General features: G+C 70.4%; 31 protein-coding genes, 1 tRNA gene and 1 pseudogene. 16 read left to right on the forward strand and 17 right to left on the reverse strand.

The window, feature by feature from the left end; genetic code table 11:
• Positions 1-77: 77 nt before the first annotated feature.
• The 7 genes from IEZ05_RS13355 to IEZ05_RS36330 all read right to left on the reverse strand — a co-directional run bounded on the left by IEZ05_RS13355 (position 78) and on the right by IEZ05_RS36330 (position 3,559).
• Entirely contained in the window at positions 78-989 is a 912-nt protein-coding gene (locus tag IEZ05_RS13355) for an RNA polymerase sigma factor SigF (protein WP_189230276.1), read from the reverse strand.
• A gap of 141 nt (positions 990-1,130) precedes the next feature.
• Entirely contained in the window at positions 1,131-1,424 is a 294-nt protein-coding gene (locus IEZ05_RS13360) for a Dabb family protein (protein ID WP_189230277.1), read from the reverse strand.
• Complete coding sequence (locus tag IEZ05_RS13365) at positions 1,424-1,600, reverse strand: hypothetical protein (protein WP_077801305.1); 177 nt, start codon at positions 1,598-1,600, stop codon at positions 1,424-1,426. Before IEZ05_RS13365 ends, IEZ05_RS13360 begins: the two co-directional genes overlap by 1 nt.
• A gap of 179 nt (positions 1,601-1,779) precedes the next feature.
• Positions 1,780-1,864: transfer RNA gene (locus tag IEZ05_RS13370), tRNA-Ser, on the reverse strand.
• Between the two features lie 67 nt (positions 1,865-1,931).
• Positions 1,932-2,366, reverse strand: a complete 435-nt coding sequence (tadA, locus tag IEZ05_RS13375; RefSeq protein ID WP_229869710.1) for a tRNA adenosine(34) deaminase TadA — start codon at positions 2,364-2,366, stop codon at positions 1,932-1,934.
• 95 nt (positions 2,367-2,461) lie between these two features.
• A complete protein-coding gene (locus tag IEZ05_RS13380; protein WP_189230278.1) occupies positions 2,462-3,001 on the reverse strand; it encodes a tRNA adenosine deaminase-associated protein in 540 nt (179 codons plus the stop codon).
• Between the two features lie 321 nt (positions 3,002-3,322).
• Positions 3,323-3,559 (reverse strand): hypothetical protein, encoded by a 237-nt coding sequence (locus IEZ05_RS36330; RefSeq protein WP_225638447.1) that lies wholly within the window; start codon positions 3,557-3,559, stop codon positions 3,323-3,325.
• Positions 3,560-3,697: 138 nt separating this feature from the next.
• Between IEZ05_RS36330 and upp the strand changes: the two genes are divergently transcribed.
• Positions 3,698-4,333, forward strand: coding sequence for a uracil phosphoribosyltransferase (upp, locus tag IEZ05_RS13390; RefSeq protein ID WP_189230280.1), 636 nt, complete (start codon positions 3,698-3,700; stop codon positions 4,331-4,333).
• Positions 4,334-4,360: 27 nt separating this feature from the next.
• On the opposite strand, the gene IEZ05_RS13395 is transcribed toward upp, so the two are convergent.
• From IEZ05_RS13395 to IEZ05_RS13425, 7 genes and pseudogenes are all read right to left on the reverse strand, one after another.
• Positions 4,361-4,978 carry a LytR C-terminal domain-containing protein gene (locus tag IEZ05_RS13395; RefSeq protein WP_189230359.1) on the reverse strand — a complete coding sequence of 206 codons (618 nt, stop codon included), beginning with the start codon at positions 4,976-4,978 and terminating at the stop codon, positions 4,361-4,363.
• A gap of 159 nt (positions 4,979-5,137) precedes the next feature.
• Positions 5,138-5,434 (reverse strand): type II toxin-antitoxin system VapB family antitoxin, encoded by a 297-nt coding sequence (locus tag IEZ05_RS13400; RefSeq protein WP_003999914.1) that lies wholly within the window; start codon positions 5,432-5,434, stop codon positions 5,138-5,140.
• Between the two features lie 155 nt (positions 5,435-5,589).
• Positions 5,590-5,727, reverse strand: coding sequence for a hypothetical protein (locus IEZ05_RS13405; RefSeq protein WP_189230281.1), 138 nt, complete (start codon positions 5,725-5,727; stop codon positions 5,590-5,592).
• Positions 5,728-5,787: 60 nt separating this feature from the next.
• A complete protein-coding gene (locus IEZ05_RS13410; protein WP_189230282.1) occupies positions 5,788-6,150 on the reverse strand; it encodes a hypothetical protein in 363 nt (120 codons plus the stop codon).
• Positions 6,151-6,245: 95 nt separating this feature from the next.
• Positions 6,246-6,925, reverse strand: a pseudogene (locus IEZ05_RS13415) (HdeD family acid-resistance protein).
• A 122-nt stretch (positions 6,926-7,047) separates the two neighbouring features.
• On the reverse strand, positions 7,048-7,641 hold the full coding sequence (locus IEZ05_RS13420) for an HhH-GPD-type base excision DNA repair protein (protein ID WP_189230283.1): 594 nt from the start codon (positions 7,639-7,641) through the stop codon (positions 7,048-7,050).
• Between the two features lie 24 nt (positions 7,642-7,665).
• Complete coding sequence (locus IEZ05_RS13425) at positions 7,666-8,388, reverse strand: siderophore-interacting protein (protein WP_189230284.1); 723 nt, start codon at positions 8,386-8,388, stop codon at positions 7,666-7,668.
• A gap of 82 nt (positions 8,389-8,470) precedes the next feature.
• On the opposite strand from IEZ05_RS13425, the gene IEZ05_RS13430 reads away from it, so the two are divergent.
• The 6 genes from IEZ05_RS13430 to IEZ05_RS13455 all read left to right on the forward strand — a co-directional run bounded on the left by IEZ05_RS13430 (position 8,471) and on the right by IEZ05_RS13455 (position 16,366).
• Positions 8,471-10,540, forward strand: coding sequence for a penicillin acylase family protein (locus tag IEZ05_RS13430; protein WP_189230285.1), 2,070 nt, complete (start codon positions 8,471-8,473; stop codon positions 10,538-10,540).
• A complete protein-coding gene (locus IEZ05_RS13435; RefSeq protein ID WP_189230286.1) occupies positions 10,533-11,141 on the forward strand; it encodes a GNAT family N-acetyltransferase in 609 nt (202 codons plus the stop codon). The genes IEZ05_RS13430 and IEZ05_RS13435 overlap by 8 nt, the downstream gene beginning before the upstream one ends.
• Positions 11,142-11,146: 5 nt before the next feature.
• Positions 11,147-11,626 (forward strand): cupin domain-containing protein, encoded by a 480-nt coding sequence (locus IEZ05_RS13440; RefSeq protein ID WP_189230360.1) that lies wholly within the window; start codon positions 11,147-11,149, stop codon positions 11,624-11,626.
• Complete coding sequence (locus IEZ05_RS13445) at positions 11,623-12,387, forward strand: SDR family NAD(P)-dependent oxidoreductase (RefSeq protein ID WP_189230287.1); 765 nt, start codon at positions 11,623-11,625, stop codon at positions 12,385-12,387. The genes IEZ05_RS13440 and IEZ05_RS13445 overlap by 4 nt, the downstream gene beginning before the upstream one ends.
• A 159-nt stretch (positions 12,388-12,546) precedes the next feature.
• The gene (locus IEZ05_RS13450) at positions 12,547-14,355 is read left to right on the forward strand and encodes a copper resistance protein CopC (protein ID WP_189230361.1); all 1,809 of its coding nucleotides are present in this window, start codon (positions 12,547-12,549) and stop codon (positions 14,353-14,355) included.
• Positions 14,356-15,190: 835 nt separating this feature from the next.
• Entirely contained in the window at positions 15,191-16,366 is a 1,176-nt protein-coding gene (locus IEZ05_RS13455; protein ID WP_229869702.1) for an HNH endonuclease, read from the forward strand.
• 127 nt (positions 16,367-16,493) lie between these two features.
• Here the strand turns inward: IEZ05_RS13455 and IEZ05_RS13460 are convergent, their stop codons facing one another.
• Entirely contained in the window at positions 16,494-18,278 is a 1,785-nt protein-coding gene (locus IEZ05_RS13460; RefSeq protein WP_189230288.1) for a DUF262 domain-containing protein, read from the reverse strand.
• 338 nt (positions 18,279-18,616) lie between these two features.
• Here IEZ05_RS13460 and IEZ05_RS13465 point away from each other — a divergent pair, with 338 nt between their 5' ends.
• The 3 genes from IEZ05_RS13465 (at position 18,617) to IEZ05_RS13475 (ending at position 20,547) form a co-directional block, all read left to right on the forward strand.
• Complete coding sequence (locus tag IEZ05_RS13465) at positions 18,617-19,228, forward strand: hypothetical protein (RefSeq protein WP_189230289.1); 612 nt, start codon at positions 18,617-18,619, stop codon at positions 19,226-19,228.
• A 291-nt stretch (positions 19,229-19,519) separates the two neighbouring features.
• Positions 19,520-19,966, forward strand: a complete 447-nt coding sequence (locus IEZ05_RS13470; protein ID WP_189230290.1) for a GntR family transcriptional regulator — start codon at positions 19,520-19,522, stop codon at positions 19,964-19,966.
• An 11-nt stretch (positions 19,967-19,977) separates the two neighbouring features.
• Complete coding sequence (locus IEZ05_RS13475; protein WP_189230291.1) at positions 19,978-20,547, forward strand: HD domain-containing protein; 570 nt, start codon at positions 19,978-19,980, stop codon at positions 20,545-20,547.
• Here the strand turns inward: IEZ05_RS13475 and IEZ05_RS13480 are convergent.
• Positions 20,535-21,008 (reverse strand): NUDIX domain-containing protein, encoded by a 474-nt coding sequence (locus IEZ05_RS13480; RefSeq protein ID WP_189230292.1) that lies wholly within the window; start codon positions 21,006-21,008, stop codon positions 20,535-20,537. The genes IEZ05_RS13475 and IEZ05_RS13480 overlap by 13 nt on opposite strands.
• A complete protein-coding gene (locus tag IEZ05_RS13485) occupies positions 21,005-21,775 on the reverse strand; it encodes a helix-turn-helix domain-containing protein (RefSeq protein WP_189230293.1) in 771 nt (256 codons plus the stop codon). The genes IEZ05_RS13480 and IEZ05_RS13485 overlap by 4 nt, the downstream gene beginning before the upstream one ends.
• Positions 21,776-22,378: 603 nt before the next feature.
• On the opposite strand from IEZ05_RS13485, the gene IEZ05_RS13490 reads away from it, so the two are divergent.
• From IEZ05_RS13490 to IEZ05_RS13515, 6 genes are read left to right on the forward strand one after another with little or no spacing between them, the layout of a single operon-like run.
• Positions 22,379-22,648, forward strand: a complete 270-nt coding sequence (locus IEZ05_RS13490; RefSeq protein ID WP_189230294.1) for a DUF6284 family protein — start codon at positions 22,379-22,381, stop codon at positions 22,646-22,648.
• Entirely contained in the window at positions 22,645-23,091 is a 447-nt protein-coding gene (locus IEZ05_RS13495; RefSeq protein WP_189230295.1) for a Pycsar system effector family protein, read from the forward strand. The genes IEZ05_RS13490 and IEZ05_RS13495 overlap by 4 nt, the downstream gene beginning before the upstream one ends.
• Positions 23,088-24,203, forward strand: coding sequence for a conjugal transfer protein (locus IEZ05_RS13500; protein WP_189230296.1), 1,116 nt, complete (start codon positions 23,088-23,090; stop codon positions 24,201-24,203). Before IEZ05_RS13495 ends, IEZ05_RS13500 begins: the two co-directional genes overlap by 4 nt.
• Complete coding sequence (locus IEZ05_RS13505; RefSeq protein WP_189230297.1) at positions 24,200-24,814, forward strand: GGDEF domain-containing protein; 615 nt, start codon at positions 24,200-24,202, stop codon at positions 24,812-24,814. Before IEZ05_RS13500 ends, IEZ05_RS13505 begins: the two co-directional genes overlap by 4 nt.
• Complete coding sequence (locus tag IEZ05_RS13510; RefSeq protein ID WP_189230298.1) at positions 24,811-25,158, forward strand: RRQRL motif-containing zinc-binding protein; 348 nt, start codon at positions 24,811-24,813, stop codon at positions 25,156-25,158. The genes IEZ05_RS13505 and IEZ05_RS13510 overlap by 4 nt, the downstream gene beginning before the upstream one ends.
• Before the next feature lie 2 nt (positions 25,159-25,160).
• Positions 25,161-25,478 (forward strand): hypothetical protein, encoded by a 318-nt coding sequence (locus IEZ05_RS13515; RefSeq protein WP_189230299.1) that lies wholly within the window; start codon positions 25,161-25,163, stop codon positions 25,476-25,478.
• The last annotated feature ends 52 nt before the right edge of the window (positions 25,479-25,530 follow it).

The following is a 25,530-nucleotide window of genomic DNA, read 5'->3' on the forward strand; positions in this document are numbered from 1 at the left end:
GGCCCTGGTGAGCGATTCGCTCGCACCGGTGACCACTCGGCCATGCTTTCGGATGTGCGCCGGGTTGCGCCTTCAGGTTATGCGTCGATCCGGTTGGCGGACCTCAATCGCTGGAAACTCCGCGCGAGCAGCCGCGAGACGTGCATCTGCGAGACGCCGAGTTCCGCGCTGATCTGCGACTGGGTGAGGTTGCTGTAGTAGCGCAGCAGCAGGATGCGCTGCTCCCGCTCCGGGAGCTGGACGAGCAGATGACGGACGAGGTCGCGGTGCTCGACGCCGTCCAGCGCGGGGTCCTCGTAGCCGAGCCGGTCGAGCAGCCCGGGCAGCCCGTCGCCCTCCTGCGCGGCCTCCAGCGAGGTGGCGTGGTACGACCGTCCCGCCTCGATGCAGGAGAGCACCTCGTCCTCGCCGATGCGCAGCCGCTCGGCGATCTCGGCGGTGGTCGGGGAGCGCCCGAAGGCGGTCGTCAGGTCCTCGGTCGCGCTGTTGACCTGCACCCACAGCTCGTGCAGCCGGCGCGGTACGTGCACGGTGCGCACGTTGTCGCGGAAGTAGCGCTTGATCTCGCCGACCACCGTGGGCATGGCGAAGGTCGGGAACTGCACGCCGCGGTCCGGGTCGAAGCGGTCGATGGCGTTGATGAGCCCGATGGTGCCGACCTGGACCACGTCCTCCATCGGCTCGTTGCGCGAACGGAAGCGCCCGGCGGCGTAGCGGACCAGCGGGAGGTTGGCCTCGATGAGCGCCGCGCGTACGCGGTCGTGCTCCGGCGTACCCGGCTCGAGTCCCTTGAGCTCCCCGAAGAGCACCTGGGTCAGGGCCCGGGTGTCGGCGCCGCGGCTGCGCTGCGGCGCGGGGGGCCGCGCGGGCGCCTCCTGGGCCTGTGCGGGGGGTGCGGGCGGTGCCTGAGGCGCAGTACTGGCCGGCACGGTCAACTCCACCTCGTGATCCGTCAACTCATCCGTCAACTCTCCGTCAAAAGCGGTCATAGCATCACAAGACATGCGCACGGTGTGCAAGCACCCCATAGCGCCGTGTTGAGGGCGTTCAGGGCATGCACGAGGCGGCCGTCCCCGCACACGGACCAGCCCCCCGACGTTTCCGGCGGGGGGCTGGGGGTGCGCGGTGCCTCAGAACTCGTAGTCGGCGATCACCCAGGTGGCGAACTCGCGCCACAGCGCGACGCCCGCCTGGTGCGCCGGGTGGTCCACGTAACGCCGCAGGGCGTCGGTGTCGTCCACGGCGGAGTTGATGGCGAAGTCGTAGGCGATGGGGCGGTCGCTGATGTTCCAGGCGCACTCCCAGAAGCGCAGCTCCTCGATCTGGTCGCCCAGGGCCCGGAAGGCCTCGACGCCCTTCACGACGCGCGGGTCGTCCCGCTCGACGCCCTCGTTCAGCTTGAACAGCACCAGGTGACGGATCATCACTTTCCTCCGTTGGCGGCCCAGGTCATGAAGTCTCCGACGGCTCCCGCGGCGTCGGATATGCCCTGGAACCCGATCTGGACATAGTCGGCGGCCTTGGCCGGGTCCGTGATGATCACGTACAGCACGAAGACCACGAGCACGTAGACGGCGATCTTCTTCGCGTTCACCGCCACCGCGGCCTCCCCCTGGGACTTCCTCGGACTCTGCGCTACCGGCGGTGAGTGTAACTGTCCGCTCCCGTGTGCGATCAATGCCTCGATCCGGTGACCGGCCTCGCCGCCGCCCCGGACGAGACGGGCCGCCGTCCCGGAAAAGGCGAAGGGCCCAGTCCTCGGACTGGGCCCTTCTGCTGCGGTAGCGGAGGGATTTGAACCCTCGGTGACTTGCGCCACACTCGCTTTCGAGGCGAGCTCCTTCGGCCGCTCGGACACGCTACCGAGAGAGACCTTACAACACAGTGCGGCATGGTTCGAAATCGGTATCCGGCGGTTCCCCCGGCGGGTGTCAGCGGTCGCGGAAGAAGTCCGTGAGCAGCAGGGCGCACTCCTCGGCGAGCACGCCCTCGATCACCTCGGGCCGGTGGTTGAGCCGCCGGTCGCGGACGACGTCCCACAGGGAGCCGGCCGCGCCCGCCTTGTCGTCGCGGGCGCCGTAGACGACGCGGTCCACCCGGGACTGCACCAGCGCGCCCGCGCACATCGTGCACGGCTCCAGGGTGACGACGAGCGTGCAGCCGGTCAGCCGCCACCGGTCGCCGAGCCGCGTGGCGGCCCGCCGGATCGCCAGCACCTCCGCGTGGGCCGTCGGGTCGCCGGTGGCCTCGCGTTCGTTGTGCCCGGCCGCCAGCACGGTGCTGCCGTCCGGGGCCAGCACGACGGCGCCGACGGGCACGTCCCCGCGCAGGGCGGCCTGCCCGGCCTCGGCCAGGGCGAGCCGCATCGCGGGCCGCCACCGGTCGCGCACCGGGTCGGGCGCGGCCGGGTCCCGGTCCGGGCCCGGTGGCACCCGTCCCGGGCCTCCGTCGATCGGTGCGGTCAGCGGACCGCCTCCAGCATCTCGGAGGCGCCCAGCGCCTCGGCGATCTCACCGACCGCGTCGCCGGACATCGACCGCAGTTCCTTCTCGCTCACGCCGAGGTCGTCGAGGAGTCCCGCGTCGCCGACCGGGCCGTGCGGCACGGAGGACTCCCCGGCGTCCGCGTCGTCGTCGTCGCCGTCGTCGGCGTCGTCGGGCTCACCGTCCTCCGTGCCGTCGAGGTCGAGGGCGTCGAGGTCGGCGACGTCGTCACCGGGATCCCGGCCGAGCAGTTCGTCGGTGAGCAGGATCTCCCCGTAGCTGCTGCGGGCGGCCGCGGCGGCGTCCGAGACGTAGATGCGGGGATCCTCCTCGCCGTCCACGCGGACGACTCCGAACCACGCGTCCTCCTGCTCGATCAGCACGAGCACCGTGTCCTCGTCGGGAGAGGCTTCCCGTGCCAGGTCGGTCAGATCCGACAGGGTCTCCACATCGTCGAGCTCCGTGTCGCTCGCTTCCCACCCGTCTTCGGTGCGCGCGAGCAGTGCGGTGAAGTACACCGTGACTCTCCCACTGGTCGTAGGCGTGCCGGTTGGGGTTCCCCCCGGCGGAGGTCGTGGGCGGGGCAAGCGGTCCTCCGAGCCCCACCCACTCGGAATCGTGGCAGAAACGAGGCCTTGGGGGGACGTCTTCGGCGCCCTGTGTCCCGCTGTTTCGATCGCGGGTCCGTGCGTGTGTCTCCGAGCCGGACCCGGCGGCGCAGTCCTTGCCGCCACTCGCGGATCGTACGCGGCTTTTCCCCGGGGCCGTGCACACCCGTTCCCGTGCCGTCGGCGCGGCGCGCGATCTTCCCCCGACGGGCTCTGGGAACGGAGCCCGCGCTACCAGCGGAACGTGCGCATGCGCATCGCGTGGCGCAGCCGGGCGGCCTTGGCGCGGCGCGGCTGGACGCGGTCCCGTAGCTCCCGGGCCTCCGCGAGATCGCGCAGGAACTGGGCCCGGCGCCGGCGGCGCTCGGACTCCACCTCCGGCCCCGACCTGCGCTGCGTCCCCGTCCTCCGACGCGTCCCCGGCTCCTCGCTCGGGGACGACGTGTCGTGAATGTCCCGGTCAGGCACAGTCTCACCACCCAGCGTCCGTCCCTCCCACCTTCCCCCGGACGGACGGTTTGACTCCAGTGGGCGGGTGAAGCGGCTGCCGTGGGCTCGCCCGCCCGCGGGACGCCGGTGCCACGGGGCCCGGTTACTGTGGTGGACATGCGTCTCCACGTCGTCGACCACCCCCTGGTCGCCCACAAGCTCACCACGCTGCGCGACCAGCGCACGGACTCCGCGACCTTCCGCCGTCTCGCCGACGAGCTGGTCACCCTGCTCGCCTACGAGGCCACGCGCGACGTGCGCACCGAACAGGTCGACATCCGGACGCCGGTCACGCAGACCACCGGCGTCAAGCTCTCCCATCCGCGCCCGCTGGTGGTGCCGATCCTGCGCGCCGGTCTCGGCATGCTCGACGGCATGGTCCGGCTGCTGCCGACCGCCGAGGTGGGCTTCCTCGGCATGGTGCGCAACGAGGAGACGCTGCAGGCCTCCACGTACGCCACCCGCATGCCCGACGACCTCTCCGGGCGCCAGGTCTACGTCCTGGACCCGATGCTGGCCACCGGCGGCACGCTGGTCGCCGCCATCCAGGAGCTGATCAAGCGCGGCGCCGACGACGTCACGGCCGTGGTGCTGCTGGCGGCCCCCGAGGGTGTCGAGGTGATGGAGCGCGAGCTGGCCGGCACTCCGGTGACGGTCGTGACGGCCTCGGTCGACGAGCGCCTCAACGACCAGGGCTACATCGTGCCGGGCCTCGGCGACGCGGGCGACCGGATGTACGGAGCGGCCGAGTAGCCGCCCACGGCGTATCCCTACGGCTGCTCAGCAGTCCTTCTTCTCCGCGGCGGACGTCGGCTGCGGCGCGGCCAGCTCGGCCAGCGCCGCGTCGGCGTCCGCTCGCTGCGCCAGGCCCTTGAAGCCGTTGCCGATGATCAGGTCCAGGGTGGTGCCCTTGCGGGCCGCGTCGGTGCGGCGCTCGGCGGCCGGCAGCTGGGTGCCGAGCACGGGCAGCGAGCCCTTCAGGGCCGCGGCGGGCCCGAGCAGCACGCCCGAGCCGTCGACCTTCTTGTCGAACTCCGCGGGCGCGTTGGTCACCTCGCCGATGCGGAAGCCGCGCTTCTTCAGCTCGTCGGCGGTCTGCTGGGCGAGGCCCTTGCGGGTGGTGGCGTTCAGCACGTTGACGGTGACCTCGGCCGGCTTCGGTACGGCCACCGCGGCGGGCGAGGCGCTCGCGCGGGCCGGGGCGGTCCGGCAGGCCGCGGCGCCGGCCGCCGACGCCTCGTCGCCGCCGGTGAAGACGTCGATGAGCTGCAGCGTGCCCCAGCCGAGGACCCCGAGGACGGTGGCGCAGGCGGCGCCGGCGAGCGCGAGCCTGCCGCGTCGCCGGGCCGGGCGCATCCGCGGGTACTTGCCCCCCGTGATCTTGTACTGGCCGCCCATGCCAGGGGGAGTCAGCATGCTCATGGGCGCAGCGTAGTGCGCTTGGGCGGCGATGCCTATTAGATGATCAGTCGGTGTTCCGCGGTTCGGCGCAATGCCACCCGAAAGGGTCAAGGCGCGGTGTCGCGGAGGCCGGTGCGGACCTCGTCGCGGGTCCGGTCAGTCGAGTTCGAGGACGCGCGCGTGCAGTACCTGACGCTGCTGCAGCGCCGCGCGGACCGCGCGGTGGAGGCCGTCCTCCAGGTACAGGTCACCCTGCCACTTCACGACGTGCGCGAAGAGGTCGCCGTAGAACGTGGAGTCCTCGGCGAGGAGGGTCTCCAGGTCCAGTTGACCCTTGGTCGTCACGAGCTGATCGAGGCGGACCGGGCGCGGCGCGACGTCCGCCCACTGCCGGGTGCTCTCCCGGCCGTGGTCGGGGTACGGCCGGCCGTTTCCGATGCGCTTGAAGATCACACGGAAAGCCTACCGGCCCGGGCGTCGCGGGCGCAGCCATGGCGGCGCAGTGTGGCGCCGGAAAAGACGCCGTAAACGAGGGCAAACGGGAAGGGGGCCCCGGTGGGACGGCCGTGCGGACGTCCCACCGGGCGCGGTGACCGCGGATTTCCCGGTCAGTCACGCCTCTTGTCCCGTGCGGGCGGCCGCCGTTCGCGCGGGGCCTCCGGCCCGGCCTCGGATTTGGCGGGGGCGCGGCGGGCGGCTTCGGCGCGCAGAAGGGCGCGCAGGACGGCATAGGGGTCGTTGAGCATGGCTGTGCTCCTGATGACGCGTTCGGTGGGCGGGCTGGGGGACCGGTGGGGCCGGTCCGGTCAGCAGCGCAGGACCACGGAGCGCGTGCCGCGCGGTGAGAGCGGCGCAGCGGGCGGTGCCGGGTGCCCGTCGGGGCGGGCGTGCCCGGTGGCGGCGGGCAGGGTGGCCCACCGGGGCGGTGCCGGGCGCCGGGCGATCCGGGCCGGTGCCCTCGGGGCGGTGTCGAGGTGGTCGTACTCCGCGGCCTGGCCGTTCGGCCCGCCGCTCTCACCGGCCACCACGGCCGGGGGCGGCACCGCCAGGGCCGGTGCGTGTGAGCAGGGCACGAGCAGGGCGAGCAGCAGGACCAGGGCCCGCACCCAGGTGCCGCGGCGTCCGGCGCGGACGGCGCGGTCCGTGGTGGTGTGCGCTGCGGGCCTCACCCGGGTCGTGTCCCCGCCCGGCGTACGCCGTTCAGCACACCCCGGGCGGAAACCGCTCGCTCGGCCTACGGGCGGGGGGCGGCGGCGTACGCCGTTCACACCGTGCGCGGGACCTTGCGGGCCCGGCTCCGGATGCTCAGGGACGTGACGATCTCGACCACGCCGACGACGACGAGCCACCAGCCGCCGAGCACCGTGAGGACGGCGACCGACTCGACGGGCGAGTCGATCAGGACGATGCCGGCGAGCACCGTGACGATGCCGAGGAAGATGTGCCAGCCGCGCGCGGGCATCGCCGGGTCGTGGGCGGCGGCCACGGTCTGGGTGATGCCGCGGAACAGCCAGCCGATGCCGATCCACAGCGCGAGCAGCAGGACGGACTGGAGCGGGCCGCGGAAGCAGAACAGGCCCAGCAGGATCGACACGGCCCCGCTGATGAACGCGAGGACCCGCAGCGAGGTCCTGCTGTGCGTGCCGAAGGCGGACGCGAGTTGCAGGACGCCGCTGACGAGGAGGTAGAGGCCGAACAGCACACCGGCGGCACGCAGGGAGGCGCCCGGCCAGACCAGGACCAGCACGCCGAGGACCAGCGAGGCGATCCCGGTGAGCAGGACCGTCTGCCAGGCGGTGCGGGACAGGACGTGCAGGGGCCTTCGACGGGCGGCTCGGGCTCGTGCCCGCCTGGGGCGGCCCGGGTGTGCGTCCCGTGCCGGGCGTGGACCCCGCGGTCGTCGTACGGCGGGCCCCCGGGGGAGCTGTTCGGTGGCTCGGTCATGGTCCATGCTGGGAGCGGCCGTGGACCGGCCGCCACCTGGAGTGGTCCACCGGGCTGACGTCGCGGGCGGGCGCGGGCGGTGCCGGCCTCGTGGCCCCCGGACCGGACCGTGGGCGCCCCGGCTACTTGCCGGCGGCCTTCGCGGCCTTCGCCGCCGCCTTCATCTCCTGCTTGTGCGCGCGGACCTTGGTCAGCGACTCGGGACCGGTGATGTCGGCGACCGAGCGGAAGGACCTGGGCTCGCCGTAGTCGCCCGCCGCCTCCCGCCAGCCCTCGGGCCGGACGCCGAGCTGCTTGCCCAGCAGGGCCAGGAAGATCTGCGCCTTCTGCTTGCCGAAGCCCGGCAGCTCCTGGAGCCGCTTCAGCAGCTCCTTGCCCGTGCCGACGCCCCGCCAGACGGCCTCGGCGTCACCGTCGTAGGTCTCGACGAGATACCGGCACAGCTGCTGGATGCGGCCCGCCATGGAGCCGGGGTAGCGGTGCACGGCGGGCTTCTCGGACAGCAGGGCCGCGAATCCCTCGGGGTCGTACGCGGCGATGTCGTGGGCGTCCAGGTCCTCGGCGTTCATGCGCCGGGCGATGGTCGACGGGCCCTTGAACGCCCACTCCATGGGGACTTGCTGGTCCAGCAGCATGCCGACCAGCGCGGCGAGCGGACTGCGGCCGAGGAGTTCGTCGGCCTCGGGGTCCTGGGCGAGGTGAAGAGTGACGTCCATGTCCTGATGATCGCGCGTGCGCGCTCAGGTCGCGCGCCAGTACCCCAGCGCGTTCACCCGGTGCTTCGGCACACCCAGGTCCTTGCGGACGTGGGCGCCCAGGGTCCGGGTCGTGGCCGTGTCGCAGGCGATCCAGACGTACGGCTCGGTGGTGTCGCGGAGCAGTCCGGGCAGCGCTTCCTTCACCTTGGCGACCAGGTGGGCGCCCGCGTCGCGGCGCGGGACGGTGCGGATCTCGTGCCGGGCCGGGTCGGTGCGCAGGGGGAGGCCCTCGGTCTCGCCCTCGAACCAGATGGTCGCCGGGACCGAGTCCAGCGCGTCGAGGAGCGAGTTCAGGGCAGGCACGGACGCCGGGTCGGCGACGGCGAAGAGGCGGGAGGGCGCCGGGTCGGGGTGCTGGAAGCCGGTGCCCTGGACCGTCGCCTCGATGGTGTCACCGGGCTTCGCGGCCCGCGCCCAGTCGCTGGCGCACCCCTCGTGCAGGGCGAACTCCAGGCCGAAGGTGCCGGTCGCCGGGTCCGGGTCGACCAGCGTGTAGGCCCGCTGGTGCGGCTTGCCCGCGTTGTCGAACCAGAGCCGCACCCACATCGTGGGGTGGACGCCGGTCGCCGCCAGCAGGCCGCCGTCGGACAGGCGCAGCCGCCGGAAGTCCGGGGTGACGTCCTCGGCGTCCGTCACGGTGAACTCGAAGTCCTTCGCACGCATCAGCCTGAGGACCGCGCCCTCCCAGCCCCGCCCCTGCCTCATCGGTTGTTCACCTTTCACGTACCATTCCGCCACGACGTAAGACTTAGGTGAGCCTAACCTAAAGGAAAGTAGGGGCACAGGGGTGAGCGCCGAGATATACCGCGACGCCTGGGGGATTCCGCACCTGCGCGCGGACAGCGCGGAGGGACTCGCCCGCGCCCAGGGCCGGGTGACCGCCCGTGACCGGGCCTGGCAGCTGGAGGTCGAGCGCCACCGCGCCCTGGGCACCTCGGCGTCCTTCCTCGGCGCCCAGGCCCTGCCCTGGGACCGGTTCGCCCGCCGGGCCCTGCTCGCCGACACCGCCCGCCGCTGCTTCGCGGCCCTGGAGGAACGGGACCCGGAGACGGCCGCGTGGGTGCGGGCGTACGTCGACGGCGTGAACGAGTCGCTGGCGCGGGACGCGCCCGCCCCCGAGTTCGCGCGCACCGGCCTCGCGCCCGGCCGCTGGGAGCCCTGGACCCCGCTCGCCGTCTGGCTGGCCACGCACATCCTCTTCGCCGGTTTCCCCGCCAAGCTCTGGCGCGAGCACATCACCGGGCACCTCGGCCCGGACGCCGTCGCCCTGTTCGCCACCGACGGGCCCGGCACCGCGGGCAGCAACGGCTGGCTGGTGAGCGGCGAGCGGACCGTGACCGGGCAGGCGGTCATCGCCGGCGACCCGCACCGCTACATCGAGGACCCCGGCGTCTACCAGCAGATCCACCTGTCCTGCCCGGAGTTCGACGTCGTCGGCCTCGCCGTGCCCGGCGTTCCCGGCATCGCCCACTTCGGCCACACCGGCACGGTCGCCTGGGCGATCACCAACGCCATGGCCGACTACCAGGACCTGTACCGCGAACGGCTGCGCCGCACCGGCGCCGGCGTCGAGGCGCTCGGCCCGGACGGCGCCTGGCACCGGGCGGCCCGGCACACCGAGCTGATCCGGGTCGCGGGGGAGGAGAGCGTCGAGGTCGAGGTCATCGAGACCGACCGGGGCCCGGTGATCGTCGGCGGGCCCGAGGGCCTGGACGACGGCACCCCCCTCGCCCTGAGCCTGCGCCACCCGCCCCGCGTCACCGCCGACCTGGGCTTCTCCGCCCTGCTGCCGCTGCTGCGGGCCCGCCGGGCCGCCGACGTGGACCGGGCCCTGGAAGCGTGGGCCGAACCGGTCAACGTCGTGCAGGCCGCCGACACCGGGGGCGGGCTGCTGCACCGGGTCGCGGGCCGGGTGCCGGTGCGGGCCGCCGCCAACGGCCTGGGCCCGGTGCCCGCGTGGGAACCCGGCCACGAGTGGCGGGGCTGGCACGAGACGCCCCGCGCCGGGCTCACCGACGGGGTCGCCGTGATGGCCAACCAGCGCGGCCCGGCCGGCCCCCTCGGCGTCGAGTTCGCCCCGCCGCACCGCGCCGAGCGCATCGCCGCCCTGCTCGCCGCCAAGGACCGCTGGTCGGCCGCCGACATGCCCGCGATCCACACCGACACCCACCTCGCCTCCGCCGCACCGCTCCTCGACCACCTGGCGGCCCTGGAGGACCTGACCCCCGAGGCCGGCGCCCTGCGTGACCGCCTCCTCGCCTGGGACCGCCGCATGGACGCCGGCAGCACCGACGCGGCGGCCTACGCGGCCGTGCGCGGCGCGGTCGTACGGCACCTGGCGGCGCACCCGGCGCTCGCCGCGGCCGCCGTCCCGCCCGCGTACCCGGAGGTGCTCCTGCCGTGGCTCGCGCTCGTGCCGCGCGTCGCCTACGCCCTCGAACACCTGCTGCGGGCCGAGGACCTGTACGGCATCGACCGTGCCGGGGCCGTCCGCGCGGCCCTGGAGGAGGTGGCCGCGCGAGAGCCCTCGGGCACCTGGGGCGACACCCACCGCCTCGCCCCCTGGCGGGCACTGCCGGACACCACCCGGGAGGAACCCGGCCTGTCCGGCGACCACGACTGCGTGCTGTGCACCTCCGCCGTCCCCGGCCTCACCGACCGCGCCGCACGCGGCCCCGCCGCCCGGTACGTCTGGGACCTGGCCGACCGGCAGGACAGCCGCTGGGTGGTCCCCCACGGCGCTTCGGGCGTCCCCGGCTCGCCCCACCACCGCGACCAGCAGCCCCTGTGGCTCGCCGGGGAACTCGCCCCGGTGGTCACCGACTTCGACCGGCTCGTGAAGGAGACCGATGTCTGACCCCTATCTCTCCCGGACCCCCGTCCACGAGCAGGCGCTCGACGGCTTCGGCACCGTCCGGATCCTGCCCCTCGACCCGGCCGCGGACGCCGAGGTCATCCACCGCTGGGTGAGCGAGGAGCGGGCCGCGTTCTGGGGCATGAACGGCCTCACGCGGGATCAGGTCGCCGGGATCTACGCCCACATGGCCGGCCTCGACACCCACCACGCGTTCCTGGTGGTCGAGGACGGCGAGCCCGTCGCGCTGTTCCAGACCTACGAACCCGAGGCCGACCGGGTGAGCGAGTGCTACGACGTCGAACCCGGCGACATCGGCGTGCACCTGCTGCTCGCCCCCGCCGGGAAGGACGGCGCGCGGCCCGGCTGGACCGCCGCGCTGTCGGGGGCCCTCGTCGCGTACGTCCTGCTGGGTCTGGACCGGAAGCGGATCGTGGTCGACCCGGACGTGCGCAACGACAAGGCCGTCGCCCGCTTCCTCAAGCAGGGCTTCACCGCCGGACCTCGGGTCGTGCTGCCGGAGGTCGACCTGCCGGACGTGTACCTGCCCGAGAAGAAGGCACAACTCGCCTTCCTGCGCCGGGAGGTAGCCTTCCCGGGGTGACCCCGGTGACCCCTGAGGAACTCGTCGCGCACTACGGGCTGGAGCCGATTCCGCGCGAGGGCGGCCTGTTCCGGCGTACCTGGGCCGGCCCGCAGCGCCCGGACGGACGCCCCGCGGGCTCCGCCATCGTCGCCCTGCTGACCGCCCGCCCGGGCGACTTCTCCGCCCTGCACCGCCTGCCCGCCGACGAGGTCTGGCACTTCTACCTCGGTGATCCGCTGGAGCTGCTGCTCCTCGGCCCGGACGGCGGCGCCCGTACGGTGGTGCTCGGCCCGGACGTCCTGGGCGGGCAGCACGTGCAGTTCACCGTCCCCGCCGGGACCTGGATGGGCGGCCGGGTGGCGGCGGGCGGCGCGTGGACGCTGTTCGGCTGCACGATGGCGCCCGGATTCACCTACGGGGATTACGAGCACGGCGACGCGGCCGCCCTCACGGCGCGCTATCCGGCCGAGGCCGCACGGATCGTGGAACTGTCCCGGCCATGACTCTCCTCGACGGTCAGGTCGCCCTGGTCACGGGCGCGGGCGGCGGCATCGGCCGGGGCATCGCGCTGCGGTTCGCCGAGGAGGGCGCGGCGGTCGCGGTGCACTGCCGTACGGGCGTGCGGGCGGCGCGGGAGGTGGCCGGGCGGATCCGGGACCACGGCGGGCGGACGGTGGTGCTGCGGGCCGACCTCACCGACGAGGACGCCTGCCGCCGCCTGGTGGAGGAGGCCGCCGACTGGGGCGGCGGACGGCTGACGGCACTGGTCAACAACGCGGGCGTGCAACCGGTGCGGGAGCTGGCCGGGATGACGGCCGCCGAGTGGCGGGCGGTGGTGGACACCAACCTCACCGGCGTCTTCGCCTGCACCCAGGCCGCGGCCGGGCTCATGCGGACCCAGGACGGCGGCGGCACGGTCACCCACATCGCCTCCATCGAGGCCGGCGCCCCCGCTGCCGGCCACGCGCACTACGGCGCCTCCAAGGCGGCGGTCGTGATGCACGCCCGTTCGGCGGCCCTGGAGTACGGCCCGTGGGGCGTCAGGGTCAACTCCGTCTCGCCCGGCCTCGTCGACCGGGAAGGACTCGAGGAGGCCTGGCCGGACGGCGTACGGCGGTGGCGGCGGGCGGCGCCCACCGGACGGCTGGGACGCCCGGAGGACGTGGGCGACGCGTGCGTGTTCCTCGCCTCGCGGCTGGCGTCCTGGATCACGGGCCACGACCTGGTCGTGGACGGCGGGGTCACGGCACGCCCGACGTGGTGAGGGCGGGCCCGGCCCCGCGGTGAGCGCGACGGCCCCCGCGTCCGTACGTATCCCCGAAGCGGCGAGTCCCGGCGACGGAGAGGTGACGTGAGGCGAGGCGATGCGGGTACGGGCCCGGACTCCCGGATCCCCCGGGGGCGCCGGCCCCTGCGGGGGGCGGTGCTGCTGGGGGCCGTACTGGTCCTGCTCGTCCTCGGTGGCGCGGGACCGGCGTCCGCCCACGCCGCGCTCCGCTCCACCGACCCCGGCGACGGCACCGTCCTCCAGCGGGCCCCCCGCGCCGTCACCCTGACCTTCACCGAGTCCGTCGGCCTGCGCGACGACTCCTTCCGCGTCCTCGACCCCGGCGGCCACCGCCTGCGCACCGAGGACGCCGGGCACGCGGACGGCCGCTCCGACACGGCCCGCGTCACCCTGCCGGACACGCTCGGCGAAGGCACCTACACCGTGGCCTGGCGGGTGGTGTCGGCCGACAGCCACCCCGTCTCCGGCGCCTTCACCTTCTCCGTCGGCAAGCCCTCCGCGACGACCGCCGCGGTCGCCGCCGGCCCCACCGAGGACCCCCTCACCGCCGTCCTCCACAGGATCGCCCGCTACCTCTCCTACTTCGCCGCCGCCCTGCTCGTCGGCACGGCTGCCTTCGTCGCACTGTGCCGCCCGCCGGACCCCGCCCCGCTGCGCCGGTCCCTGGTGGCCGGCTGGTGGACCCTGCTGGCGGCCACCGCGGCGCTGCTGGTGCTGCGTGCCCCGTACGAGGCGGGGACCGGCCCCGCGACGGCCCTGGACGCCTCGGCCTTCGGCGACACCCTGACGAGCCGTCCCGGCGTCCTGCTGCTGACCCGGCTGGCGCTGCTCGTGCCGACGGCGCTCTTCCTCGCCCGGGCGTCCCGCCGCCGCGAGCGCGGCCCCCTCACCACCGCGGCGGGCGCCGCCCTGGCCGTCGGACTGGCCCTGACCTGGGCCGCCGCCGAGCACGCCGTCGCCGGCCCCCAGGTGCCCCTGGCGGTGACGTCGTCGGTACTCCACCTGCTGGCCACGGCCGTCTGGCTCGGCGGCCTCGTGGCCCTGCTCACCACGCTGCGCGGATCCGCGGACGCCCCCACGGTCGCCCGCTTCTCCCGCGTCGCCCTCGCCTGCGTGACCGTCCTGGCCGCCACCGGCGCCTACCAGTCCTGGCGCGGCCTCGGCTCCTGGCCGGCGCTCACCGGGACGACGTACGGGCGGCTGCTGCTCGCCAAGCTGGCCGGGGTGTGCGTGCTGCTGGCGCTGGCGGCGGTGTCACGGCGGTGGACGGGCGCGCTGGCCGGGCGGGCTCCCGTACCGGAGGGGGAACGGGAGCGGGCGACGGAGGCTCCCGTACCGGTGGGTGCCTCGCCGCGGACCGCCTCGCCCCTGCCGCCGTCGGCTGCCTCCTCGGCCGGACCCGGGGCGATGCCCACCGGGCCGGTCCCCGGGGACGAGCCCGCCCACGAGGTCGCCGCCCACCGCCGGGGCCTGCGCCGCTCCGTCCTGGCCGAGGCCGTCGTCGCGGCCGTCGTTCTCGTCCTGACGACCCTGCTCACCAGCACCCTGCCGGGCCGGGCGGCGACCGAGGCGGCACGCTCCGCGCCGGCGGGCGGGGTGCTGCCCGCGTCCGTCACCACGATCCCCTTCGACGCGGGCGCCGCCGGCGGCCGGGGCATGGTCCAGATCACCCTGGACCCCGGCCGGACCGGCGACAACGCGGTGCAGGCCGTCGTCTTCGGCCCCGACGGGAGCCTGGCCGCCGTTCCCGAACTGCGCCTCTCCTTCACCCTCCCCGACCGGGAGATCGGTCCGATCGCCGCCGAACTCGTCGACCGGGGCGGCTACTGGAGCGCCAACTCCCTCACCCTTCCCCTCCCCGGCACCTGGACCATGAAGGCGACGGTCCGGGTGACGGAGGTGGACCAGGTGAGCGAGACCAGGCGGATCCGGATCCTGCCCTGAACAGGGGTGGCGCGGGGCGGGCGCCGCTCAGACCGTCCGCAGCCCGGCGTCGGCGGACCGCAGCCGTTCCCGCACGGCCGCGGCCTTCTCCCTGCTGTCGCTCAGGGAGTACGCGTTCCTCAGCCCGCTCCAGGCGCGACCCAGCGCGGAGGAACCCGCCGCGACCAGCCGGACCTCGCGGCTGTCCGTCCGGTCCGTGACGTGGATCTGGACCAGCCAGCCCCCGAGGAGGGTCTTGAGCGAGGCGTAGGCCTGGAAGTCGGCGTTGCCGACGAAGGGGTCGTCGCTCCCCGGGACGGTGCCGAACTCGACCTTCCGGGAGAGCTGGAGCGTCGAGCCGAAGATCTCCTTGATCGCCTCGACGCTGAGAGTGGTGTGCAGGGCAGCGTGGGCACGCGGTGGCCGGCGCAGGGCCCGCGGACGGAGGACGACCGCTCGGCCGCCAGAAGTCAGCCGGTTCGCGCCCGCCCGTGACGGCCGAGGGCTCTTTTGTGGCGTACGGCACGTACGGAGACGACCGGCGCAGCGACGGTGTCGGACAACGTCGAAGGGCCCCCTGTTTCCAGGGGGCCCTTCGACGTTAGTGCCCGGTGAGGCACTGGCGGAGGATACGAGATTCGAACTCGTGAGGGGTTGCCCCCAACACGCTTTCCAACTGTCCGCATGGCCGTCCAGGGGCGTCCACACGCGTTCAGAGGCCAGGTCAGACGGGGAGCGCGTACGACGGTGAACGGCGGCGATCGTTGGCGCACTGGACAAAGACCAAGACAACGAGCGGCTCAGTGTCAGTGGCCCTTCCTAGGATCAACGCCAGACCAGGTGATGGAGGGGGCTCATGACCACTACAGGGCTGTCGGATGCCAGCATCGTTCGGCGCGTCGTCCAGGAGTACGACGACGAGGGGCGGGACGCCTTCCTGGACAGGCACAGGTTCGAGCGCGCCACTCAGTACTACCTTCAGGTGGGTGGTCGGCTGTACGACGCCAAGGCCATCGCCAACGTGGCGTACCGCTACGAGCACCAGGACCCTGACGCGCGCGTGATCAGCGGTGGAAGGGATCACAGCAACCGCCTGCTGGAGCGCCTCGGTTTCACGGTGGTCGACGGCCGTCCCACCACGGTGGAGGGTGAGCGTGCCTGGCGTCTCGCAGTCTGGTCGCACCTACAGCTCACCGAAGACGTCAGCCAGGTTCCGCCGGGTGCCCTCCGTGCATTCGGTGTCTATGGCGGAGGCCAGGGCATTTGGATGGACAAAGCCAGAACAGAGGCCGTCCATGAGGGCGGCATCACTATGGGAGTACTCCACACTGGTGCGCACTACCCGGACGAGATCAGCGACAACGATGTGATCTACCACTACCCGACTACTGGCCGGGGCCCCGGCCGTGATGAGTCGGAGGTCGCCGCGACCAAGGCAGCAGCAGCCCTCAAGCTGCCCATCTTCGTCATCGCGAAGCCGACTCCTCGGTCCGGTGTCCGCATCGTGCGTCTGGCATGGGTGGAGGGCTGGGAAGAGCGGTCCAGGATCTTCCTGATCAACTTCGGAGACAGCAGGCCGGAGCGTCTCCTGACCGAGGACCAATCAGACGATCTGCCTTTTTCTCTGACGGGTAGCCGCAGCCGGAGCAGCCAGCGGAACGTTCGCGAACGCCCTGGACAGCGCCGTTTCAAGCTGCGGGTCTTCCAGCGCTACGGACCTCGCTGTCCCCTCTCGGGAATAGCAGTGCCCGAGATGATCGAGGCAGCTCACCTGAGGCCCGACGCCGAGGACGGCACAGACGATCCTCGCAACGGCTTGCCGCTCAACGCAGCGCTCCACCGTGCCTACGATGCACACCTGTTCGCCATTGAACCCGAGACCCTCAACGTAGTGACCCGCCCTCAGGGCCCAACTATTGAGGAGCTCGGTATCGTCACGCCGCATCTTCGCGAGCTACCACGGCGCCCACACGCCGAGGCGTTGCGCTGGCGGTACAGGGAATGGCAGTCGCGTACTGGCCGGCAGGGATAACGCGATCGGGCGGATTCCGAAACCGCCCGATCAACACTCCACGCTCACTGGAGCTGGTGCGTTCATTTGCGGACCTACGGCCCGACGGTCTGACCGGAGAGGTTGGCCGCCTACCCCCAAAAGCGTTTCACTGGTGTGCTCCCGTGCGGCTCTGGCTCCATCGTTCGCCGCTAGGCCAGACCTTAAGGGCCGTCGCAGCAAGTTCCTGTTGCCGCTCAACGATCCCTTCTACACGCCACGATGCTGCAACAGGGTCCCAGATTCTGTCGACTGCCGTATCGGAAGTGATAAGCAGTGAAGAAGTAGCATAGAGAAAGGCTTTATCTGGATAGGCAAGATTGGCCACTGTTGGATTTTTCCTTCCACTCAGCAAGGTCAAGTTTCCAATTCTGCCAACCCATGAATCATGTTCTTCAAGACGTAGTTCCTTTTCAGGCTTTTGGGGATATACATTTTCGACGTACAGCTTCCCGTCACCCGAGAGCGTTACATCCTCGTCAATGCCTGCCTCAGACCGCATGTACTCCTCAATCTTGCTGAGTAGGTAGCGTGCCTGGGATGTTTTCTGAATGGATGCTCGCTCGAAATCCGATTTGAAAGTATCGTCATCAGGAATCCAACCGCAGATACGACGTGTCGCTGTATCAATCCCGGCACCACCGGAGATCTCTTTGGCTACTTCGAACAGGTTCTCTTCTAGGTGGGTAGATTCCTTATTGGCGACCACTGTCCATCGGACGTAATAACTCAGCATCGCGCCAATGAGATTGTGGAGCTTGTCGTAATCTGCTCGTTCAGATGCGGCGAGAAGGAGCGGATAGAGCGCATCAGCTCCGAGCGCTTTCACCTCTTTAAGTGAGGCGTCGATCTCATCGTAGCCAGTACTACTAGTGATTAGATCAGCGTATCGAATGGAGGCTGATTCAAGGTCAGCTGCGAAGGCCCCAACCCCATACTTTTGTGGACGCTTATCGAATTCTTTGCTTAGATTCTTCCGGATGACAGTGTAGAGGCCGTACGACTTGACATCTCCATACTTCGCGACCCAATAGTGACGAAGAAATTTCTCGATGTCCTCTCGTCTGTCGAAATCATCCAAGAGAACTCGCCATGCGTCATTCACGCGCTCCTTCTCGTGTGGGCCGGTGCTTTTTTCCATAAGGAAGTTACGTACCAGATCCACGGTGGACAGGTCCTTGCCTCGCGAATTGATCGTCTCAAATACCTCGTTTGCGTCACTCGCAGACGGAGTCTGAATCTCAACAAACACCAACCCGTTGATGAGGCATTCGCGCATTCCGTCAAGCCAATCCAATCGCTCCTCTTCGTCAGGATATGGCGCGAGCTCGACAGCCACTTTGGCTTCAAAAGCCGCGTATGCGTCAAGAATCAGTCGGTGGGATGGCCGCTTGTCCTTTTCAGGTGTAAGGCATTCTCCTTGCGCCTCATCCCAATCTTGGATGTTGCTACGGAAAAAGCTACGATCAAAGAGGGAAAGCTCTAGGAAATATTCTGTTGGGGTGCGCCTTCCGGTTTTGCGGGCGATGTAATCTCGATGGATATTGAGGGCGAGTGCGGTGGCCTCGGGTGAGTGCATCCGGTGCAGGATGTCACGAATTACGGCAAGAAGAATGGTGGATGTGGTCAGTCGCTGTTGCCCATCAAGGAGGGCGCGACTCTTTACCGCCTTCTCCGTGATCGTTACTACCGGACCAATAAAGTACTCCGAGGCGGATTCCTTGCCGCTCTCCCGGGCCTTCTTGAATTTTTGAATGTCAGCCCAAAATACATCTACTTCCTTACGTGTCCACGCGTACTGGCGCTGGCTGTCATCCGGAACGGTAACAATGGGATTGTTGGCCCCGATGAGCTGTCCGAGCGTCTGCCGCTGCGCCTGCTTGATGATTGCCATGTAAGACCCTTCCCATCTCTGCGGTTGCTCGCGTATGCTAGCGCGCCAAGACGTAGCGTTGCCTATGGATGGACAAATCCTGCCGCTTGTTAGCGGAACAACCCTCCAGCGGGCTCGTCGACTGGTAGATTGTGCAGACACAGAAGTCTGTCATGAGAGGGGGGACCGTGGGTTTCACTAGCGAAAACACCGCGGCACATCACTTGCACGCCATTCTGTCACGCATCCACGGTTCTAACGCGACGTCCTATGCGGCTGGTTGGGCGACTGCTCTAGGCGCAGAGTGGGGGAGCCTGGAGTTCTCCAGAAAGCACGCAGAGATTGTTAACCTTTTGACTGTGACTGTGCAGCAGCTTGATGCACTGCCAGAACGGTCCAGGAATCGGTATTTGCGCTACGTTCCCAGTTGGTGGTCTTCTGTCATTCAGCCACTTGCTAATTGGACAGATGTTAATCGGCCAGCGGTTCAAATCATTAAGCAAGATGCACTGGATCATCTAGAATCCGCGGCAGACATCATTGCCGGTACCCTCGCAGGTTCGGATGCGGCGCCCCGCAGCGCTGACCTTCTCGAGATGAAACAGCAATGTGGCGAATGGCTCGACCTGCTGAATGGTATGAGTGATCTCGAAATCAGTGGCCCTGTGCGGGATCAACTGATAGCTCAGATTGAGCATCTGGTCTGGCTGATCGACAATGTTGAGATGTTCGGAGGAGCAAGAGTCGCTGGGGAAGCAAGCCGAGTAGTGGGCGCGCTCGCTCAGGCCGGAGCGACGCTCACGACATCCGACCCTAATACTGCCAGTCGCTGGCAGAAGGCATGGTTCGCCCTGATTGGTATCTGCTTGGTATTCAACACGGGGGCCCCCGTAGTTCAGGAGTCCCTCGCCTCAGGCGGTGAGCTGTTTAAGGAAATTACGGCCACAGTCCAGAGCCTTAATGCAGAGTGATCAGCCGCGCCGTCCGTCGGGTGCCTTGGTCTGTTGATGGATCAGGTCCGGCGGACCTCTGTGCCAGTCGGTCGGTTGCTTGGGCGATAACTTAAGCGACGTTTCCCGTCCGGCGCTCGCTGCTGCTAGCTGCGGGATCAGCTTTCCGTGCCGGGCGGGACTCCATCGGACGTTCGCCGGCCTCCCAGCTAGACCCGGTGCGGCGCCCCATCGGACAGTTGCATGGGGCGTGGAAAACTTGAATCTGTTGGGCGCCCACCGGGACGCCGCCGATGTCGAAGGGGAGGCCACGTGCCGCAGGCCAGTCCGCGCGGAACCTACCTAGTCATCGCAGAGGCTCTGCGAGCCGAGATTCAGGGGCGGGAAGGCACCGGCGCCCTGCCGTCGGAAGCCGACATGATGCGTTCGCACGGGGTCGGCCGCAACACGATCCGCCGCGCTCTCAAGGTCCTCGAAGCTGACGGCCTTGTCGAGTCAGTGCCCGGGGTCGGGTGGCGCCCTGCACGGGGCGGCGACCGGCGGTCCCTTGCCGAACGCATGACTGATGTGATCGCGGAAGAGTCCCTGTCCGTAGGCGACGTGTACCCGTCGGAGGCCAAGCTGTGTGAGAGGTTCGGCGCGTCGCGGACCGCTGTACGGCGCGTATTGGCACAGATGGAGGGGAACGGCCTGCTCACCACGGTTCATGGCAAGGGGCGCACGGTGCGCGCCCTCCCGACGCCGACCACGCGGCCGTAGGCTTGGTCGCCATGGGACTGACTGAGTGGGCGTACTCGCTGTCCGAAGCGATGCTGTCCGAACCGTTGCCGCGCCGCTGGGCACACTCGCTCGGGGTGGCCAAGTGCGCTCGCTCCCTGAGCTCCATCCTGGGCGACGACGCGGAACTTCTGGAAGCCGCTGCCGTGCTGCACGACGTCGGGTACTCGCCGGCCATTGCTGCCACCGGCTTCCATCCACTGGACGGCGCGAGATTCCTCCGAGACCAGGAAGCGGCGGACGAACGCGTCGTACGTCTGGTCGCGCATCACTCCTGCGCCCTCTTGGAAGCCGAGGAGCGCGGGATGAGGAAGGAACTTGAGAACGAGTTCCAGCTTGAGCATCCGGACCTAGTCGACGCATTGATCTACTGCGATATGACGACGACGCCGGACGGGACGCGGACCACGCCGGGCGAACGACTGGACGAGATCGTGAAGCGATACGGCCCGGAAACGATCGTGGGCCGATTCATCCAGCGTGCCGCACCCGAGATCCATGCAGCCGCAAGGCGCGTAGAGGAACGTGTGGCGCAGGTCTCCGCAGGCAGTCAGCCGATGTAGGGTTCTCGCCGCGCTTCATCCAGGCCGTGCTGAATCCGCAACATCATCGACGGATGGATGTCCAATCGGTCGAGGTCCGCTGGGTCGACCCAGCGGACCTCTTTCGATTCGCTGCTCGTACGCAGGGCGCCGCCGACGGGGTGGGCGCGGAAGCAGATGGAGAACTGCTGTCGGACCTCTCCGTCGTCGTACGCCAACACGTGCTCGGGGTCGGTGTAGAGCCCGACAATGCTGTCAACCGCCACCTGAATCCCCGTCTCTTCCGAGACCTCCCGAACGACGGTGTCGCCGATGCGCTCGCCTATGTCGTGGCCTCCGCCGGGCAGCGCCCATAGGTTGTTGTCGGTCTTGTGGATGAGCAGGAGTCGTCCCGCGTCGTCCTGGACAACTGCTGTGACCGAGGGCACCACCGAGTTGGCCGCCGGCGCGTTCGGGTCGCGGAAGTAGTCGATACGGGTCATCGCTGCGGGCCTTCCCAGTCGGCGGGCGAGGAGATCGGGCGGGCAGTTTCCCAGACCCTCTCAACGCTTTCAGCGTAGGCGTCGAAGAGTTCGCCACCGGGCACCCGCCGCAAGTGCAGCACTGGTGCCATGTAGGCGCCTACACCGTAGAGGTGGCCGTTCGCCAGTAACTCGTCATCGGCTCGGTAGAGGGAGTTGTACAGGGTGGTCCCGTGCAGCCGGAACTCAACGCCGGGCAGGCCGAAGAGGGGGCCATAGTTGATGAGGGCGTTGCGGATCTTGCCCGCCATCGCGGTGCCGATCCCCTCGTCTTCTCCGCGTACGGATACGGCTGCTGACGTGGGCTCTCCCAGCATGAAACGGATGGGTACGCCGTCGGCAGACTTCTCCTTCACGATGCGATGGAAAGCCGCATCTTCCGTGAGCCAGAACCCGGAGTACACCAGCACATCGAACTGACGCGTCGCCTTCGAGTAGAGGCTGGTCCACAGCGATGGCGCCACGACCGACCGGTGTGGATACATCCGCACCAACTCTGCGTTGCCGGACGCCGTGACCTCAGCAGACGTTCGTTCGTCGGGCCACAGGTACGACACCTCGCACTTGAGCAGTGAGGCAGTCGCGTACTGGAAGCGACGGTAGGGCTTCCGCTCGGGATCATTGATCCAACGTTCGACCGTCTTCGTAGCGACCCCAAGCCTTTCGGCGACCTCGTCAAGTGTTAGGCCCAGGTCAACGATCGCTCCTCGCAGTCGCTCGTTCGGCACGCCAACCTCCGTCTACCGGGGACGACTTGGTACGACTTCACGCTAGCCAAGAACGACCCAAGTCGTACAGGTGCGGAGTCGAGCGTCGCCGTCGCCGGCGCGAGTCTGTAGGTACGTCGCGGTGAGGGGATCGCCGAACTCCGCAAAGTCGCAGGGCTTGACGGGGCGAACCGCTCTCTGCATGATGAGGAACACGTATTACATGTTCCTCATGCAGTGTCCGGATGGCTTGGCCCGGGTTCCGCACTGCGAAGAACTCAACAGAGTGCCGACCCAGCCGCATGAACACGTGCGGTCGATGGGTGCGGGTCACCACCCCGACCACCCATGTCGGGCCGGGTGAACCGCCCAGATCCGCCCCCGCCGGGGCGGTGAATGGCATTGCGTGATCTGAATCCGCAGAACCTTCGCGGCATCTGCCGCGCTTCGAACCTCAGCCCTTCCGCCGTGCTGGTCGCGGCGGCCGGTTGCCTCCGCTGCACGTCTCGTACGTGCAGTGCTGAGGGGAGCCGGGTGTTCCGACTTCAACGGCGCGCGCCCCCGGAGTTGCAGCTCCGGGGGCGCTGTTCGGGCCGTTCCCACCTGTGAGAGGACCACGACCCAATGGACCACATCGTCACTGCTCAGGACGCTGTTACGGCGTTCGCCGACTTCATGGAGCCGACGGCCGCGGAGCTGGACGCGATCGAGCGGGAGATGCCCGTCATCCTGGCGGACGTCGACCTGCTGGACGCGCACATCGTCACCCTGGACCGCACGCCGACCGAGCTGGACGAGCGCCGCATCCGCCGGGCCCGCCGCCGCGCGCTCGCCGCCCGCGTCGCGCTCCTCAACCGCGCGGCCGGCGCGAGCCTGCCCGGGGGTGCCGCGTGAGTGCCACCGACCGGAACCTGACCGCCGCGCACGCCGAGGTGAAGGCGGAGATCGCGCGGACGGACACGAAGACGGCGCTGCTGCTGGCGTTCGTCGGCGCGGTCCTCGCCGGAAGCTGGTCGGTCGCCCGCGATCTGCCGCTGAACCTCCCCGCCTACACCGCGGGCGGCATGGGCCTGGCGCTGCTGGTCGGTGCGGCCGGTCTGCTGCTGCGGTCGGTGCGTCCGAACCTGGGCGGCCGGCACGGCTTCCCCCTGTGGGCCACCCTCACCGCCGAACAGATCGGCGACGCCGTCACCTCGGACCTGGCCGCCGACATCGCCGGACTCTCCCGGCTCGCGGTCGCCAAGTTCGCCTGTCTGCGCCGCGCGGTCGACCTGACCATGGTCGGTGGCGCGCTGCTCATCCTGGCCGCCCTGCTCACCGCGGGGGGTGCCCGATGACCGGGGCGAAGCTGACCCGCGTACAGGTCGGGGTGCTGACGGCCGCGTTCGTGCCGATGCTGGCCACCGGGGTGTTCGGTGGTATCGGTACGTACAGCAACATCGGTCACGCCTACGGCAGGGGCACCGCGCTCGGTGCGCTCGCCGCCGGTGAGGGCGCAACTGCGGTGCTCGCCCTGGTGCTGCTCGGGCTAACCATGCTGGGCCAGTCCTCCCCGCGCATCGTCCGGCTCGGGCTGTGGGCGCTGCCGGCCGCCGCCGCCGGCATGGGCGCGATGGCCGCCCCTGATCCGGGCCGCACGGTGATCTACGCGCTGACCCCGATGGGGATGTCCGTCTCGGCCGAGGGCATGGCGTTTTTGGCCCGCAGGATCGTGGTGCACACCGACGGCCGCGACGCGGAGAACGAACGCCGCACCGCCGACCTGGTGCAGGCCCTCGCCTACCACCGGGCCCGCGCCACCCAGCACCCCATCGACCGGGTGCGCAAGCGGTCGGACCGGGCGTCGTGGCGGCTGGCCCGCAAGGTCGGGGTCGGGGACGTGGCACTCGGATCGAGGCTGCTGGACGTGCAGCGCGACCGCGTCACCGCCGGCGCGGACGCCGCCCTCGCCGCGATGTTCGGCTCCACCACCCCCACCCCCACCCTCGACCCCACTCCGGACACGAATGCGGAGGAATCCACCGAGACACCCGCGAAACGGTCTATGGCTGACCTCGCGGTATCGACCCCGGACCCGGTGGTGACCCTGACCCGGCTGACCCTGCCCGATCCGGTCGCCGTCGACCTGGGCAAGTCGACTCTCCCCACCAAGCCGCTCCCTTCGATCGCCCCGGCCCCGGTCAAGCCGATCGAGCGGCGCGCGGTGGCCGCGGAATCGACCCGGCCACGCCGCGCCACCGGCCGCGTGCCGGACGCCGCCAAGCCGCGTCGACCGAAGCGCACCCCGGCCGAGCTGCTGGCCGAGGCGCGCGCGGTGACGGCGGACTGGCCGGACGCGAGGGTGACCGCGGAGGGCATCCGCCGGGTGGTGCGTACGTCGCCGGCGAACGCGCGGATGCTGCGGGACACGCTGCTCGCCGAGCGGGCCGGGGCGGGGGTGGCCGGGTGAGTACACCGGTGTTAGTCCTGCTCGCGGTCGGTGTGGCGCTGGTGTGGGGTGTCCACGGGTGGTGGATGTCCCGGCGTCTGCGGACCGCTCGCCGTGACCCGTTGACCGGGCTGTGGACGCGGGAGGCGTTCACCCGCCGGGCCCGCCGCCTGCTGCGCAACCCGCACGCGGTGGTGGTGCTGGCGGACGTGGACCGCTTCAAGCAGGTCAACGACACCCACGGGCACGCGGCCGGTGACGCCCTGCTGGCCGCCACGGCCGGCCGGCTCGCCCACGCCGTGGGCCGCGCCGGCGCGGTCGGCAGGCTCGGGGGCGACGAGTTCGCCGCCGTACTCATCGACCGCGAGAACGCCGCCGCCGACCGGTTCGCCGTCCTCTCCCGCGTCCTGGCCCGTCCCGTCGATGCGGCGCCCGAGGTGCACACCACGGTGTCGCTGGGCTGGGTGCGGCGCGGTGACTATCCGGCAGAGGACCTGTCGGGGCTGCTGCGGCGGGCGGATGAGGCCATGTACGCGGCCAAGCGCGGCCCCGGCCGCGTCCGCCGTGCCGGTCTCGGGCGCCTGCTCGCCGGCGTTGCCGGACGGCGCCCCGGACGCCGGGGCGCCGCATGACCACCCTGCCCACCTACCGCTGGCGCCTGGCCCCCGACGGCTACGCCACCCGCCGCCAACTGCGCGCCCGCGGGCTGCGGCCCGGTGGTCAGGACGTGGCCGCGCAGCTCGAACGGCCTCGCCGCCGGCGCCCGCCGCTGGTCGCGTACCTGTACCGCGTCGACCTGGCCAAGCCGGTCCGGCTCATGACGGACGCGAAGCGGGCGGCGCTGGCCAAGGCCAACGCCGCCCGCCGCACCTGCCCCGTCTGTCGCCGCGATGCCGGATACGTCATCCCCGCCTCGCTCGGCATGTGTGTGACCTGCGCCTATCCCGAACCTTCCGACTCTCCGAGGAGTGCCTGAGCATGCGTAACGCCGACATCCGCCGTCTGGACCGCGAGATCCAGGCGACCACGAAGAAGCTGGAAGCCGTACGGCGGGGCGAGTGGTGGCCGCTGAACGGCAGCGAGCGCCGGGCGATGGCCCGCGCCCTGGCCGGCGGTGCCTACAAGGTGGCCCGGGGCCGCAGCGCCGGCCGTGAAGAGCAGCGCATGGACGCCACCGGCAACAGCGCGGAGATGCGCCTGAACGCGGAACTGACCGCCCTGCACGCCGAGCGGCAGCGGCTGCTCACCGAGGCCGCCCGCAACAAGGACGCGAAGAAGTCGTCCGGTTGGTTCTGACCAGCCAACCCTTGCACCAGGGTGGCCGCGCTTTCCACGGCCCCGGCCACCC

The sequence above is a fragment of the Streptomyces flaveolus genome (genome assembly GCF_014648815.1).
Taxonomy (GTDB): domain Bacteria; phylum Actinomycetota; class Actinomycetes; order Streptomycetales; family Streptomycetaceae; genus Streptomyces; species Streptomyces flaveolus.